Source organism: Kiloniella litopenaei (assembly GCF_000982415.1).
Lineage (GTDB): Bacteria > Pseudomonadota > Alphaproteobacteria > Kiloniellales > Kiloniellaceae > Kiloniella > Kiloniella litopenaei.
Genome location: NZ_LANI01000009.1, coordinates 30,908 through 46,861 on the forward strand (window position 1 = coordinate 30,908; position 15,954 = coordinate 46,861).

Consider the following 15,954-nt stretch of genomic DNA (forward strand, 5'->3'; position numbering starts at 1 on the left):
CGCGCTGATCATATTTAGATTATTAGGGAATAAAAATGGCAACAATTCTATGTGTAGAAGATGAAGACGCCCTTCGTGAAGATTTAGTAGAAGAACTTGAAGACGAAGGCTACACTGTTCTATCAGCCAAAAATGGCGAAGAAGGTTTCAAAATTATTTCGGAGAATAAAAACCTTGATTTGGTTTTAAGTGATATTTCAATGCCAATAATGAATGGCTTTGAGCTTTTGAAACAGGTCAGAGAAAATGATGCAGCCTTTTCTGATATTCCTTTTGTTTTTTTGAGTGCTTTGTCAGACAGAGATCAAATTCTCGAAGGCAAAAAACTTGGCGTTGATGATTATGTTATAAAGCCTGTTGATTTTGATTTGTTATTTGCAACGCTCGCTACCCGTGTTCGACAAATTACAAAGATAAAACAAAAGCAGGAAAAGGAAATGGTTGCCCTTTATAAGGCATTATCTCCTGAAGAGAAAAACGCGTCTGAAGCAGCTCAAAACACGGTTCCTAACGTCACTCAAGTTCCTGAACAAAATAACACTACGCAGGAACCAACACCACAAACGACATCTTCGCCTCCCAAGCTACCTGAAACTGGAAAGTTGGTAACCGGGCGTTTTCAGTTGCTTGGCTTGGATAAATTAAAAGAAAAGCTGAAAGACAAAACCGATAAATATATGGCAACGCTTCAAACCGTTATTCAAAATGTTGTTTCAAAAAACCTGTCTCCTGAAGATGTATGTAAAATCGGTGCTGACCATGAAATGATGATTTGTTTTGCCAAGTTATCAGAAGAAGAAGCAGCCTATAAAATTGAATCCATTAAACGGGAAATCTGGATAAAAGTACTTGGAGAAGAAGATTATCAGGAAGAATTAAGTATAAATTCGCAAGTCTATGAAATCGAAGTTGAAGAAGAGGAATATGCTAGCGCCAAAAGTCCCTGGGATTTAATCCAGGATAGAATAAATAAAGCCGCCGCAGCAGCCGAAGAACGCGTTGATATCTTTATTGGCGAAATACTAGAACGTGCTGAAGTACGATTTACAAAGCTGTACAATACTGATGGAAAACCATTACCAATATCTGTCGCAAAATTTGATGGTTTTGGACAAAATAAACTGAACTGCATTAATCAAGTAATCAAACCCGATGACCCGCGCTGCCTTATCGTAGAGGGAAGCTATATTGGCCAAACCATTGCGTATATGATTTCTAATCTATCAGATATGGCCGCGGGTGTTGTTTTAAAAATTAGCTATCAGCTCTGTATCAACAAAAAAGAGTTTGAAAACGCGCTGGGATTACTTGAGAAACTTCCAAAAGTTGCCAGAGATCGAATGATCATAGCAATTACCAATATTCCGCCAAAACTGCATCTTTCACAACTCAGTGACTTGATGATGCGAATAAGGCCCTTTTGCAAAATGGGAATGACAGAGTTCCAACTGGAGATGCCATCAGATCAAAACTTTGAATTGGTTGGTGCCTCGATACTTATGCTGGATTTTCACGAAGCAAAAGCCTTGATCAGATATTCAAAGCCAGCCTTTGTACAGGCCATAAAAACATTACGGCTAAAAAAGAAAAAATTGCTCATCACGAATGTGCCTGAAAAACAAATCGAAACTTGCAAAAAACTTGGAGCTAATTTTGTAGATATCAGAAACGAAGCTGCTTAGTTAACATGAGCATCTGTACTATCCGTTTTGAAGACACCAAATATACGATGCCCCCCAGGTGTAAAAAAACGTGTAAAAAACTATACGGGCTTTAATAACAGCTGTTTTTAATAACCATAAGACAATGCTTCAAAATTCTCTCGCAACATGGGACACGAAATCTGCCGAAGATATTCGTAAAATCTATGCGCAGTATGTGAACGCTCCCAACTTCGAACAAGATCTTGTTGCCTCTTTACAAATCAAAGATTTGCAACAAGGTGCCACGTGGCTATTAAAACACCATCTTTGTCAAAAAGGTCTCGCCACTTCGATCTATTCGGACACCTTGTTTAATAATCTGGATTTATTTGATGAATGGGAAAGCTGGCTACACATTTTACAGTCATTTGAGCATCTTATAATAGATATTTCACACAAAAAATCCGTCGAACAGTTTGTTCGCAACAGCCTCAAAAGCGATAATAAGCTAATCCGCGCTTGGGGATATCACGGGTTTTATTATCTCAGTCAACAGTTCCCGGAATATCAAACGGAAGTCAAATCACTCATGCAAAAGGCCCTTTTGAGCGAAGCCGCATCGGTAAAGGCACGGATAAGAAATTTACCAAAAGTGACTGATTAACTTTTGGGGAAAACCAAGATAAAACAGGCTCCGGAACCTGGTCGCATATCCCTATATTCAATTGATCCGCCGTGGCGTTCCATGATTTCCTTTATAATTGGCAAGCCAAGGCCACATCCCTCATCATCGCGTGTTTCAGAACGATAGAAACGTTCAAAAACCTTATTTTGCTCACCTTTTGAAATTCCCGGGCCGTTGTCTTCTACCAATAGAACAACGTGCTGAGTATTTTGTTTTAATCGAACCGTCACAGTTGACCCCTTGGGACAATAGTTCAAGGCATTTTCAATTAAATTCTTTAACGCTTCTTTGATCAGCTCTTCATTACCAAAAATAGATGAAACCGGGTTTTCGGGCTCAAAGCCCAAATCAATTTCCTGTGCAACGGCCATCGGGACATATGCACGGGTTACATCCTCACTTAGTCTTTTAAGATCAATGGCCCCGGTTTGGAAGCTCTCGTCCTCTTGATGGGTTCGGGCCAGGCTAAGCAGCTGATTAATAAGCCGTGATGTTTGTTTGGTGCTTCGGTTCAAATGCTCTAACCGCTTCGAAATTTCCTCTGGATCTTTTGTCTTACGGGCTAATTCTGCCTGTGTCTGGATCGCAGCAAGCGGTGTTCTTAACTGGTGCGCAGCATTCGCTGTAAATCGTTGCATGGCTTCTATAGACGCGCCCAGCCTTTTCATCAGATCATTAATCGCATCAATCAGGTGTCGGACCTCTTGTGGGACTTCGTGTTCTATGGGGCGAAGGTCAGAGGGTGTTCTGCGATTAAGGGCTGCTTCCAATCGCACAAGAGGTTTTAAGCCCCACCCGATACCTATCCACAAAACAATTCCAGCCACCACTATAAACACCAATTGACGGACAATCGCGGCTGTCATCATTTCATTAATCAGATTGTTACGCCCCTCGACGGTCTCGGCTACCATCACAGTAAAACGAGCAGATAAACGCCCCCCGGAAATATGACGGGAAATCACGCCGACCCTTATGGCATCACCACGGTAATCAGCATCAAAGAAAAGCGGTGCACCATTTTTGGGAATATCTTTATTATCTACCACCGGTAAATCATCATAACCTGTGATAAAGCTATTTCCCGGGCCAACAACCTGATAAAAAACGCGATCCTGAGCCGCCGATGTCAACATTTCAAGTGCCACATAAGGCACATCAACTTCCAGCTGTTCGCCCACGACAACAACGCGTTCGGCAATCGCCAGTGCAGACCCCAATAACACCCGGTCGTATGCTTCGTTAGCTGCTTTACTTGCGCTGGACCTTACCTCGAACAGCATCAGCACAGAAATAATAGCAAGTACACCAAGCAACCACAGCAACAAACGCCTACGGAGAGATTTGCGCTGCCAGCTCATTATTTTTCCATCAAATAGCCAAGACCCCGGACAGTCTTGATACTTATATTTGCCGTCGTCAATCTCTTCCTCAAACGACTGACATAAAGCTCGACAGCATTTGGACTGATGTCTTGATCAAAATTGGCAAGGCTGTCGGCGATCTGTTCTTTACTGACAACATGCCCTGCCCTGCTGATCAGTAGTTCCAGTAAACAAAACTCTCGACGTGGCAGGTCAAGTGGCTCCCCCAAAAGGGTGACCCGACGTGCCACACTGTCAAAGATCAACTCACCAATTGTAATTTCCGGTGATTTCAACCCACTTTGTCGGCGTAAAAGCGCCCGTACCCGCGCTTCGAGTTCGACAAGATCAAACGGCTTTGTTAGATAGTCATCTGCCCCAAGATCCAAGCCTTTAACTCTGTCGTTCAGCGTATCCCTTGCTGTCAGAATCAGAACCTGGGCTTTACCACCATTTTGACGATAGCGTTTTAAAATCTCAAGCCCGTCATAGCCCGGTAAATTCAGATCCATCACGACCAGATTAAATTCCTGAGTACGTAAAATATTGTCTGCTTCTGTACCGTCACCAACAACATCAACGGCCATTTCCATGCGGGTAAGAGCACTGGAAATTCCGTCTGCCAAAGCAGCATTATCTTCTACGACTAGTATTCTCATGCGCAAAAGATTAACTTTGTTCCAGGTTGTTTGAAAAGCCCGGGAACGAAAGAAAATCTAATTTCCTTTCGATGACAGGTTCCCGACAGCTTTCAACCCTACGCTTAAAGGAAAACAGAAACCATAAATTGGTCAGTACTAAATCAGGGGCTCGGATCATCAAAACATTATTACTTAATCGTGCACTTTGTATACGCGCGTTTTACAAATCACTACTATTCATTTTTGGCTTATTTGGCGTCATACTGGCTAGCCACTTGGGCACGGGTACATCCTATGCAAAGGCATATGATTTTCCCGCCATATCAGGAAAAGAAAATAATGTCATAACGATTTATAGCGTAACCGATGTTGATATTTTCCAAGACATCATAGCCGATTTCCAACAGATATTTCCCGATATTTCTATCATCTATCACGATCTGCAATCTCTTGAGCTTTATGAACGTATTCAAGAGGAGACGTTGAAAGACAATGTCACTGCCGACATCGCCATCAGCTCGGCTATGGACCTTCAGATGAAACTTGCCAACGACGGATTTGCGCAGCCCGTCGAAATATCGACGGCACAGGAAATGCCGTCATGGTCACAATGGCGGAACGAAGTCTTTGGCTTTACATCAGAACCAGCAGTTACGATTTACAGTAAAAAGTACTTTGAAAACCATGCGCTGCCCAAAACGCGCCTGGAACTTCAACGCTTTCTGGCGGAAAGGCACGCAGATTTATTTGGGCGAATTGCGACTTATGATATAGAACGCAGCGGTGTTGGTTTTCTTTTTATGGGGGTCGATTCTGAACGATACAAAGGCATTTGGAATCTAGTTAAATCATTTGGGGCAAACGGTGTAAAACTGTCCACAAACTCTTCGGCCATTATCAACAATGTCAACAGTGGGAAGTATGTAATTGGCTATAATGTCCTGGGATCTTATGCACTCGCACGACTGGAAAGTTCACCCAATCTTGGTATATTATACCCCGAAGACTATACAACCGTTCTCTCTCGCCTCGCCCTGATTCCCAAAGCTGCAAAATCGAAAGAGACAGGAAAACTCTTTTTAGAATACCTTCTTTCTGAACGGGGACAGAAACTACTAACCAACAGTGCCAAACTAAGTGCAGTGCACCCGGCCGTAAAAGCGAGCGGCCCAAAGGAAATTCTGGCCGCCCAAGCCCGCAGTAATCTTCAACCGATCAAGGTCGGGCCGGGATTACTGGTATACCTTGATCAAGTAAAAAGACGAAAAACCATCAACCAGTGGAACAAATCCTTACGTGGCGAATAAAGGATAAGACACATTAAAAAAGCAACATAAGCACCTATTATTAAACAGTATTTAATTTTATTTAAAATAATTCATTCAACGACAGGATAGTGACAGCTTTATAGATTAGCTTACTGATATTGAATGGTGGGCCGCAGCATAAAAATAAAAAAAGCGGTTGGGGAGACAGTAATATAAACGGCTCGGACAATGCTCTGAACCGATTTTCCTACATTAAGGCTTCCCCTTACCCGACTTGGCTCGGCGGTTTGTTATTCATCGAATTAACAATCATACTCGGAGGCCAATTCATGTTTGGCAAAACAACAAAACTATCACGTCGTCTTGTACTTTCTATGGCAGCAGCGACAGTTTCCCTCGGTCTGGCAATGCCGCTTTCTTCTGCCTCGGCTGCTGATCTGGAAAAAATACACTTTCTTATCCCTGGTGGTGCTGGTGGTGGCTGGGATGGCACCGCACGTGGCACTGGTGAAGCCTTGACCAAATCGGGTTTGCTTGGTTCTGCCTCTTTTGAAAACATGTCCGGTGGTGGCGGTGGTAAAGCCATTGCCCACCTGATCGAAACGGCAGAACGTCAGGGTGATACCCTGATGGTCAACTCTACGCCAATCGTTATCCGTTCACTAACAAAAGTTTTCCCACAATCCTTCCGCGATCTGGTTCCTGTAGCTGGTATTATCGGTGATTACGCAGCTTTTGTTGTGCCAGCTGATTCCAAATACAAATCTTTCTCCGAAGTTGTGGCTGATTTCAAAGCTGATCCTAAATCCGTGAAAATAGCGGGCGGTTCCGCACGTGGCAGCATGGATCATCTTGTTGCAGCACAAGCTTTCAAGGCTGCTGGCGGCGACCCCAAAGCTGTAAAGTACATCCCTTATGATGCTGGTGGCAAGGCAATGGCCGGACTTCTATCCGGTGAAACTGCCCTGCTTTCAACAGGCCTATCCGAGGCACTGGAACTGGAACGCAGTGGTCAGGTTCGTATTCTTGCCATGACTGGCGCCAACCGTATTGACGATGCTCCTGAAATTCCAACCCTTACAGAACAGGGAATTGACGCCACATTCGTAAACTGGCGCGGTTTCTTTGCAGCGCCAGGTACATCAAAAGAAAAAGTTGCGGCCTATAACGCCACTTTGGAAAAAATGTACGACACACCCGAATGGGAAACCGTTCGTTCACGTAATGGATGGGTCGAAGTCTTCCAGCCTGCTGATATTTTCTACACCTTCCTGGAAGAGCAAGAGGGCATTATTGGTAACCTGATGAAAGAGCTTGGCTTCTTATAAGTCGAATATCTGTCAGTAAATTTAAAGAAGGAATGGAGACAATGACCCTCAGCAAGGAAAAAGCGGGAGCCTTGTGTTTTCTGGTTCTCGCAATCGCTTATGGTATGGAAGCAAGGCAAATTCCCTTGTTTCCGGGTGATGAACTGGAACCTTTTACCGCCCGGACTATGCCAATCGCCCTTTCCTGGCTTACGGGCATTGTCTCCTTTCTTCTTCTTGTCCTGCCGCAAAGAGAAGAAACAGACGATATCTTATCCGTCTTTCGTGGACTGAATTGGGGCAGAACTTCTATCCTGATCGGCCTAATGGTCTTTTACGGATTTACATTGAGCCCACTTGGGTTCCTGTTATCTACCGTCTTGTTCCTGATTGGTGGTATCTATGCACTGGGTGAAAGACGATGGTCCGTCATTCTTCTTTCTTCAGTTCCTGCCACCGTTGGTTTCTGGTTCATTCTCGACAAGCTCCTGGGGATCTATCTCGCACCCGGTGAGATCTTTACTATGCTCGGAGCAAATTAATGCTTGATGGTATTCTTCAAGGGTTAAGCACGGCTGCTTCCCCCGTTAATCTTTTAATGGTTTTTGTTGGCTGTTTCGCAGGAACCTTTATCGGCATGTTACCGGGTCTTGGCCCTATTTCAGCCATTGCTCTCATGATCCCTATTACCTACGGCTTTGACCCTGCAACGGGCATGATCCTGATGGCTGGTGTGTATTATGGTGCTATTTTTGGTGGGTCAACATCCGCAATTCTGATCAATGCACCGGGTGTTGCTGGTACCGTTGCCACATCATTTGACGGCTACCCTCTTGCTAAGCAAGGCCATGCTGGTAAAGCCTTGGCAATTGCAGCCTATAGCTCCTTCAGTGGCGGTACCATTGCCGCGATATTCCTTCTTTTTGCAGCACCTGCATTGGCATCGGTCTCCCTCAGCTTTCAATCTGCTGACTATTTCGCCCTTATGGTTCTTGGCTTAACAGCCGTCTCCGCCTTTGCCGGAAAGGGAAAATTTCTGATTGCGGTTCTGATGACACTCTTTGGCTTGATGCTCTCGACCATCGGGACCGACCAGACAGCAGGGCTACAACGATTTACATTTGGCTCTCTGGATCTGATAGATGGCATCAGCTTCCTGTTGCTTGCAATGGCGACCTTTGCCCTGTCAGAAGCATTGATGGTCGTTCTAAAGCCAGAAAAAGTATCTCAGGAAGCTGAAGAAGCGACCAAAGGGAAGCTCGGCAGCATGAAGGTGAGTAAAGAGGAAGTCAAAGACCTTGCGCCTGTTGTCGGACGTAGTTCTGTCCTCGGTTTCTTTATCGGTGTCCTACCCGGGGCTGGGGCAACGATTGCCTCTTTCCTTGCCTATGGGATGGAACGCAGCTTCGCCAGTGCGAAGGAAAAACTTAAATTTGGCAAAGGCTCCATACGGGGCTTGGCTGCGCCGGAAACAGCAAACAATGCTGCTTGCTCTGGATCATTTGTGCCACTTCTCACGCTTGGTATTCCGGGGTCGGGTACAACAGCGGTTATGCTGGGCGCACTTATCTCCTATGGCGTTCAACCCGGACCACGACTATTTGTGGAACAGCCAGCGGTATTCTGGTCCGTGATTATTTCCATGTATATCGGGAATATCATCCTGCTTGTTCTAAACTTGCCCTTAATTCCTTACATTGCCCGTTTACTGGCGTTGCCCAAGCAAATCCTGACACCCTTGATCCTGTTTTTCTCGTTGATCGGTGTTTACCTTGTCTCCTTTAATACCTTTGATATTCATATCATGGTTATCGTGGCAATTATTGCGATCGTCTTCCGATTGATTAACTTCCCGCTTGCCCCGATGTTACTGGGCTTCATTCTGGGCGGAATGATGGAAGACAACCTTCGCCGGGCCTTGGCAATCAGTGATGGAGAGTTGTCCTTTTTGTGGGAGCGTCCAATTACCGCAAGCATTCTGGCGATTACCGTCATTGTTTTACTTGCGCCGCTCGTTCAAAACATCATTGATATTCGCCGAAAAAAAGCCCTCAAAGTAAATGATGGCGAAGGATAGAATGTGTCTTCCCCACAAACAGCACTTAAGCTGGTTCTGACTTTTCTATCCGGTTTGATGGGAGGCTTCGTGTTTTGGACACTGGGCCTCCCGCTTCCCTGGATGTTAGGTTGCCTGACCGGTAGCCTTGTTGCCTCGTTATCAAACGTCCCGGTTGGTGTCACAAAGCCTGTGCGACTGATCATTATGGTTATTCTCGGTGTGATGTTGGGTGGGACCTTTTCTCCCGAAGTTCTCGCCCGTGCCAGCGAGTGGGTCCCAACGCTTATTGCAGCAGTCCTGTACTTGGCCGTACTCACCTTTGTTGCACAGTTCTACTGTCGAAAATTTATGAAGATGGATCGCCTGACCGCAATCTTTGCCGGGTTTCCTGGCGGTCTGTCAGAAATGACAATCTTAGGGGAGGAAGCCGGGGCTGACGTTCCAGCCCTAACCCTTGCACATGCATGCCGTGTTGCAACCATTCTCCTCGCAATACCATTATTTCTAACCTACTGGTCAGGACTAGAAATGATAGAAAAAGAGACCACGTCCCCGTTATGGTCTCTGGTTGATATTCTTATTCTACTCGTGCTTGCTTTTGGCGGGTTATTCCTGGGTAAAATTGCCAAGTTTCCCGCTTACCAATTAACGGGGCCTCTTTTATTAAGTGCTATCGTTCACACCAGCGGGCTGGTTCAAGGCGAGCCCCCGGAAATAGTCACCATTCTATTACAATTAACTCTTGGTTCTGCACTTGGCGCGCGCTTCGCAGGTTACTCGCTAAGTCAGGTTGGGAAATTAATGGTGCTATCCGTCATCATGGCCTTTTTAATGCTCGCAGTTACCTTGATTGTATCCGGGGCATTATCATACGCTTTTGATCTCGAGTTCGAAGCATTGATTCTCGCCCTGTCCCCCGGTGGATTTGCAGAAATGACATTGGCAGCACTATCCATGGGGATTGACCCGGCCTTTGTGACCACTCATCACGCTCTGCGGCTTTTGGTAATCGTCTTTATTGTCCCCGTCTTTCTTACTCGAATTATTAAGCGCAAGAATGAACGCTGACATAATGAGCATCTATCGACGTCAAGCAAATCTAGACATGGTTGACGTCGATACCTTTGCCATACTTCTTTTCAATCCTGGATTGAACAATTTCAAATCCTACAGACAGGATCCAGTAAATAAGAGCCGCTGAAATCAACATCTCCATATACTTGAACTCTGCACGACCATGGGTTCGGGACATATACATTAATTCCCAAGCCCCCAGAACAGAGACCAGCGAGCTATCTTTAAGCATCGCAATGAACTGGTTACCAGTCGGTGGAATAATCAACCGGATGGCTTGGGGTAAAATGACAAGCCGCATAATCTGGCTGCCTCTCAGCCCCAAAGCTCTTGCTGCTTCAGACTGTCCGGCAGGAATAGCCTGAATACCCGCCCGGAAAATTTCTGCCATATAGGCCCCATAACAAAGGGATAATGCAATAATGGCTGCCGGGATAGGATCAAGAACAACGCCTATTTGTGGTAGCCCCAGATAAACCAAAAGGATTTGCAAAAGCAGGGGTGTCCCCCTGAAAAAAGATATGTAAAAAGTGGAGATCCCCAACGCCATACCATTTCGCGACAAACGCGCAAGAGCCGCCACCAGAGCCAGAATGGTTGAAGCAAAGATCGACACGGCACAGATAAAAACCGTAAGTGCCGCGCCCATAAGGAACCCACTTTTCAATCCCAATCCCAACAGGTGAGGTAACCGGGACAGAATAAATTCGTAGGAAAGATCAAAGCTGTAGAAAAAGAAAAGAAACAGCGCGAACAGTTGTCCCCACGTCACAAAAAGCTGTGTCGTTGTGGGCAACTTACTTACAAGGAAAAAATTAGATAAAATTCCCAATGCAAAGATACCACGAACAATTTCTATATTTATTGAAACCCCGGAAATTTCTGTGAAACCAGAGAGATCAAAACTCAGAAAGATAAGGTAAATAACAATGAAATAGAGCGACCATCGTGCTAATGGCCGCTCTACAAAATTAAAAGACTTACTATTCACAAGATTATACTCACTGTGTCAGATCACCGCCATACCACTTTTCAGATAAGCGAGAGAGAGTCCCATCTTCACGCAACGCCGAGACAGCTTCTTTGATCTTCGCATTAAGCTCTGCGTCTCCCTTGTCAGTAGCAATCGCCAAAGGCTCCATAAACAATGCTTCCGGACCAACAATTTTAATGGGATAGCCTTTCTTTTTAGCTTCCAGAACCGTTGGCAGTGCTGTGAATGCCGCATCCAGACGTACCCCGTCGCCTAGGCGCAAATCATCCAGAGCCAATAAATCTGTATCATAAGTACGAATATCAGCATCATTGATAATATAAGAGAATTCGGGAACATTTTCCGCATCGATAACCAGGTTTTTCTTGAGGTAACTTTCATAGGTCGTCGAAACGCCAACCCCAACCTTATGACCCGAAGCATCTTTTGTACTTAGGATCGATGTATTTTTTTCGTGAACAACCAATGCTGCAGGTGTAAAATAATAAATAGCAGGGAAATCCAGAACTTCCGCACGCTTTTTAGTTGGCGTCATAGACCCCACGGACATATCCCACCGTCCCGACCAATGGCCAGCCGTTATAACATCCCAACCGGGGGTTACAAATTCGGCCTCTACCCCAAGGTATTTGGCAATAGCCCGGCCAACATCAATATCAAAACCAACAAATTCGTTATCTGCATTTAAGGAAGATTGCGGGGGATATTCGGCATCAGTCGAAATTACCAGCGTCTTCTTGTCCATAATTCGATCAAGAGTTTCACCGGCAAAAGAACTGCCCGTCGCAGCAATTACAATTGCTGTAATCCCCGCAATCCTTGCGAGCCCCGTCATCATCGTTTGTCTGAAAATTTTCATTACTTTCTCCCTGTTAGGAACGAGGGCTTGAACAAGTTTTCCTGTTTCTTTGGCCCTAATACTCAGTTTTTTTTTGAAAACCGCTTTCAGTGAAATAAACGATAACACAATTGAACACATGTTCAACTAGAAATTTTACATACGAAGATCCCCTCTCCTCTGAAGGTGTATTTCCTTAATGTTCTCAGTTAGAGTGTGAAATTTTCTGCGGTGAAATTTTCTGCGGTGAAATTTTACAGCTTAAAGGCACCGGCCATAAGACCATCCACCCAGCCTTCGCATAACTTTAATCCCTCTTCGGGAGAGAAAACATCAGGATTGAGGCACCATTCAAGCCAAAGACCATCCAACATTCCGCTGAGGCCAATGGCCGCAAGTCGATAATTAAATTCAGGTGTTTCAGAAGACTTGACCAGATCCCTGAGCATAAGTTCAATTTGATGCCGAAACCCAGCATTTGTCTTGTCATGTGACAGTCGCACCTGTTCGGACTTGTCCGACATATGCCAGAATACAATCCAGATCCTTAGAAATTTTTGGTCCAAAACGATTGATGAAAAATAGGCCTTAAAAAAAGCACTCATTTTTTCACGGGGCGACCCGTCTGTTTCAGCAACAATATCGACAACATTTTGCAAAATGTCTGTCGCAAGCTTTTCATAGGCATCTGCAATCAAATCATCTTTACTGGGATAATGGTGGTTTATAAGGCCGACAGAAATCCCGGCTTCCGAACTTATACTTCGCACCGACAGTCCATCGCTACCCTTTTTTTCAAGGCAGCGAATGGTCGCTTCAACCAAATCTTTTTTCCGTGCATCTGGTGCCTGACGCCGAAATTTTGGAGTTTCTGTCATATTGTTCTCTGAAAATTAAACCTAAAAAAACCACCACTTATCTAGATTTACCCCGTATATATCGCCCTGACAACACATGCATTCAGGCCATTAAAATGAGTCTTTCATTTTTCTTGTTGAACGTTTGTTCAGTTTTATATATTGTCCAGATATACCAACTGTATTCTTTAACAGGCGCGGTGAGCTTACAACCATTACAAGTCAGGTGATTTATGCAACTTTCCCCCCTTACAAAACGCGTAACTGGTGCTGGTGCATCCGCATGGGATTTACATAGTAAGGCTTTGCAAGAAAAGTCCGAGGGTAAAGATGTCATCGTTATGAGCGTCGGCGACCCAGACTTTTCAACGCCGGAAAAAATTACCGCTGCCGCCAAAGATGCGTTGGATGCTGGTGATACCCATTACACAGAATTAACAGGTAGATACGAATTAAGAGACATTCTGGCCAAAAGACATAGCAGGCTTACAAAACAACCGGTAACTGCCGATAATGTCATCGTTTTAGCTGGTGCTCAGTGCGCCCTTTTTACGTCATCTCTGTGCATCGCGACCCAAGGCGATGAAATTATCGCGCTGGAACCAATGTATATCACTTATGAGGCCAGTATTTGTGTAACGGGCGCGACGATCGTCCCTGTATCTCAATTAGCAGAAACAGGTTTCAGACCTGATATCAAGGCAATAGAAGATGCGATCACCCCCAAAACCAAGGCTATTTTCCTAACAACCCCAAATAATCCAACGGGCGTTGTTATGACACAGACAGAACTTGAAAAAATCGCCCAACTTGCACAAGCGCATAACTTATGGGTAATCGCAGACGAAGTATATTCTGATCTGATTTTTGCTGGCGAGCATGTCTCTATCGGCTCGTTACCCGGCATGGCAGAGCGCACAGTTACCATCAGTAGTTTATCCAAATCACACGCAATGACCGGGTGGCGACTGGGATGGGCAATTGGCCCCCGCCATCTAATTCAAGCGATGGAAAAAATTGCGCTTTGTATGTTGTATGGTTTGCCCGGCTTTTCGCAAGAAGCTGCCAAGGTCGCTCTAACCGATCTGGCCAATGAACCAAAAAGAATGAAAGAGATCTATCACAAGCGTCGTGATCTGACTTTAAAATCACTGAAACCAGCCACAACCCTGTTACCCCACTGCCCGCAGGCGGGAATGTTCTTATTGGTCGATATTCGGTCAACAGGCCTGACCAGCCGAGAATTTGCAGAAAACCTCTATTCACAAACAGGTGTCTGTGTCTTGGATGCCGAACCTTTCGGCCACAGCGCAAAAGGACACATTCGATTGTCTTTTACCCTGTCAGAAGAACAAATCGTCGAAGGCTGTCGCCGAATTTGTGAATTTTGCGACAGCCTAAGTCAGCAAAAGACATTCGCATAATCTTCTCTTGTTTATATAAAGCGAAACCAGCATGATTACACTTGGTGAATATCTCATAAAACTGCTTGAACACTATGAAGTAGATCGGGTTTTTGGCATCCCCGGCGTTCATACAATCGAACTTTATCGTGGCTTGGCAAACTCTTCAATTACCCATTATACACCGCGCCACGAACAAGGTGCAGGCTTTATGGCAGATGGCTATGCACGAATAAGCGGAAAACCGGGGGTCTGTTTTGTCATCACAGGTCCAGGACTAACCAACATCTCAACGGCAATGGCACAGGCCTATGCAGATTCAATTCCTATGCTGGTCATTTCAGGTGTTAATAAGACCAAACATCTTGGACACGGAAATGGGAACCTGCATGAATTACCCAACCAAAGCGCATTTGCAGAACAGGTTGCATCCTTTAGTTATTCCGTCAGTCACCCAGATGATTTGCCACAGGTAATGGCACGGGCATTTTCTGTCTTTTCCAGCGCGCGCCCAAGACCTGTTCATATTGAAATTCCAATCGACCTGATGTCTGCGCCAGCGGATCATCTTATGCCGATCCCTCCCCTGTCATTTCCACAGGCCCCGGTTCCTGACAAAAACAGCATAAATCAGATCACAAAACTCTGCTTAGCTGCAAAATCGCCCCTTCTGATCATTGGCGGAGGCGTTAAGGGAGAAAATAAATCTGCGCAAGAACTTGCCGAAGTTCTGGATTGCCCTGTTGTTATGACCGTCAATGCCCGGGGACTAATACCAGATAGTCACCCCCTTGCGATACCAGCCAGCCCATCTCTGGAGGCCACGAGGGCATTAATTAAAAATTCGGATCTGGTGTTGGCAATAGGTACAGAATTAGGACCAACTGACTTTGACATGTATGAAAATCAAAGTTTTACAATTCCCAACACCTTAATTCGTGTTGATATAGACCCCCTTCAATTACATCGAAACGTGCTACCAACCATGGGTATCATTGGTGATGCGGATCGTACCATGAAACAACTTGTTGTTTCTCTGCAAAAAAATGAACAATCAAATGTGAATAGAAATGGGGCTGACCGTGCTTTAACAACGAAACAGACTGCATTTAACGAGCTGTCGCAACCGATGCAGGAGCAGGTCAAATTTATTGAAACAATTAAATCAGCATTGCCCGGGGTCATTATTGTGGGCGACTCAACACAACCCGTTTATGCAGGGAACCTCTATTATTCACCGGACACCCACAAAGGATGGATAAACTCGGCAACAGGTTTCGGCACACTGGGTTATGCTCTTCCCGCATCTATTGGGGCACAACTTGCTGCAACGAAACAACCAGTTGTATGCCTTACCGGGGACGGCGGCATCCAATTTACACTGGCTGAACTTGGAACGGCTTTGGATGCCAATGCAAACGTCATTATCATTGTCTGGAATAATGATGGATATCAGGAAATTAAAAATTTCATGCTGGAAGATGATATTACGCCAGAGGGTGTCACCCCCAGCTCCCCGGACTTCCCTGCAATTGCAAGAGCATACGGTCTTTATGCTGAACACCTAGCATCCAAAGAAGAATTGCCGACTGCACTTAAAAGAGCACATTCAGAAAACCGACCGGCGCTTATCCAAATAGAAGAGAATCTATTCACGCCTGTGGTCTAATTTCTTTTCCTGACCCCAGCCACACCGTCCCTGAAGAACGCTAGTAAATTAGAAATAGAGGCCTGAATTCAGGTCTTTATTTTTTCACCCCAACGATTGGAACGCTAAAGGAATAATTTTTTTATATCTTTATTGACTTACATCAAAGGCAA

The 15,954-nt window shown here is 45.0% G+C and carries 14 protein-coding genes; 9 read left to right on the top strand and 5 right to left on the bottom strand.

Going from position 1 to position 15,954, the window contains the following annotated elements; translation table 11 throughout:
* Positions 1 to 35: 35 nt before the first annotated feature.
* Positions 36 to 1,682: a response regulator gene (locus WH95_RS20580; protein WP_052741933.1), complete on the top strand. Its 1,647-nt coding sequence runs from the start codon at positions 36 to 38 to the stop codon at positions 1,680 to 1,682.
* Between the two features lie 124 nt (positions 1,683 to 1,806).
* Positions 1,807 to 2,307 (top strand): hypothetical protein, encoded by a 501-nt coding sequence (locus WH95_RS10415; RefSeq protein ID WP_046506626.1) that lies wholly within the window; start codon positions 1,807 to 1,809, stop codon positions 2,305 to 2,307.
* Here WH95_RS10415 and WH95_RS10420 read toward each other — a convergent pair.
* Complete coding sequence (locus WH95_RS10420) at positions 2,304 to 3,689, bottom strand: sensor histidine kinase (RefSeq protein WP_046506629.1); 1,386 nt, start codon at positions 3,687 to 3,689, stop codon at positions 2,304 to 2,306. The genes WH95_RS10415 and WH95_RS10420 overlap by 4 nt on opposite strands.
* On the bottom strand, positions 3,689 to 4,351 hold the full coding sequence (locus WH95_RS10425; RefSeq protein ID WP_046506632.1) for a response regulator: 663 nt from the start codon (positions 4,349 to 4,351) through the stop codon (positions 3,689 to 3,691). The genes WH95_RS10420 and WH95_RS10425 overlap by 1 nt, the downstream gene beginning before the upstream one ends.
* A gap of 257 nt (positions 4,352 to 4,608) precedes the next feature.
* Here WH95_RS10425 and WH95_RS10430 point away from each other — a divergent pair, with 257 nt between their 5' ends.
* The 5 genes from WH95_RS10430 to WH95_RS10450 all read left to right on the top strand — a co-directional run bounded on the left by WH95_RS10430 (position 4,609) and on the right by WH95_RS10450 (position 10,035).
* Positions 4,609 to 5,640: an ABC transporter substrate-binding protein gene (locus WH95_RS10430; RefSeq protein ID WP_157845937.1), complete on the top strand. Its 1,032-nt coding sequence runs from the start codon at positions 4,609 to 4,611 to the stop codon at positions 5,638 to 5,640.
* Positions 5,641 to 5,930: 290 nt separating this feature from the next.
* Complete coding sequence (locus WH95_RS10435; RefSeq protein ID WP_046506876.1) at positions 5,931 to 6,929, top strand: tripartite tricarboxylate transporter substrate binding protein; 999 nt, start codon at positions 5,931 to 5,933, stop codon at positions 6,927 to 6,929.
* Between the two features lie 41 nt (positions 6,930 to 6,970).
* On the top strand, positions 6,971 to 7,450 hold the full coding sequence (locus WH95_RS10440) for a tripartite tricarboxylate transporter TctB family protein (protein ID WP_046506634.1): 480 nt from the start codon (positions 6,971 to 6,973) through the stop codon (positions 7,448 to 7,450).
* The gene (locus WH95_RS10445) at positions 7,450 to 8,985 is read left to right on the top strand and encodes a tripartite tricarboxylate transporter permease (protein WP_046506636.1); all 1,536 of its coding nucleotides are present in this window, start codon (positions 7,450 to 7,452) and stop codon (positions 8,983 to 8,985) included. Before WH95_RS10440 ends, WH95_RS10445 begins: the two co-directional genes overlap by 1 nt.
* 3 nt (positions 8,986 to 8,988) lie before the next feature.
* On the top strand, positions 8,989 to 10,035 hold the full coding sequence (locus WH95_RS10450; RefSeq protein ID WP_046506640.1) for an AbrB family transcriptional regulator: 1,047 nt from the start codon (positions 8,989 to 8,991) through the stop codon (positions 10,033 to 10,035).
* Positions 10,036 to 10,066: 31 nt separating this feature from the next.
* Here the strand turns inward: WH95_RS10450 and WH95_RS10455 are convergent, their stop codons facing one another.
* The 3 genes from WH95_RS10455 to WH95_RS10465 all read right to left on the bottom strand — a co-directional run bounded on the left by WH95_RS10455 (position 10,067) and on the right by WH95_RS10465 (position 12,751).
* Positions 10,067 to 11,032 carry an amino acid ABC transporter permease gene (locus tag WH95_RS10455; RefSeq protein ID WP_113772010.1) on the bottom strand — a complete coding sequence of 322 codons (966 nt, stop codon included), beginning with the start codon at positions 11,030 to 11,032 and terminating at the stop codon, positions 10,067 to 10,069.
* Positions 11,033 to 11,042: 10 nt separating this feature from the next.
* A complete protein-coding gene (locus WH95_RS10460) occupies positions 11,043 to 11,894 on the bottom strand; it encodes a transporter substrate-binding domain-containing protein (protein ID WP_082114110.1) in 852 nt (283 codons plus the stop codon).
* Between the two features lie 233 nt (positions 11,895 to 12,127).
* Positions 12,128 to 12,751, bottom strand: coding sequence for a TetR/AcrR family transcriptional regulator (locus WH95_RS10465; protein ID WP_046506642.1), 624 nt, complete (start codon positions 12,749 to 12,751; stop codon positions 12,128 to 12,130).
* Positions 12,752 to 12,963: 212 nt separating this feature from the next.
* Here WH95_RS10465 and WH95_RS10470 point away from each other — a divergent pair, with 212 nt between their 5' ends.
* Positions 12,964 to 14,154, top strand: a complete 1,191-nt coding sequence (locus tag WH95_RS10470; protein ID WP_046506644.1) for a pyridoxal phosphate-dependent aminotransferase — start codon at positions 12,964 to 12,966, stop codon at positions 14,152 to 14,154.
* A 31-nt stretch (positions 14,155 to 14,185) separates the two neighbouring features.
* Entirely contained in the window at positions 14,186 to 15,802 is a 1,617-nt protein-coding gene (locus WH95_RS10475) for a 5-guanidino-2-oxopentanoate decarboxylase (protein WP_046506647.1), read from the top strand.
* Positions 15,803 to 15,954: the final 152 nt, after the last annotated feature.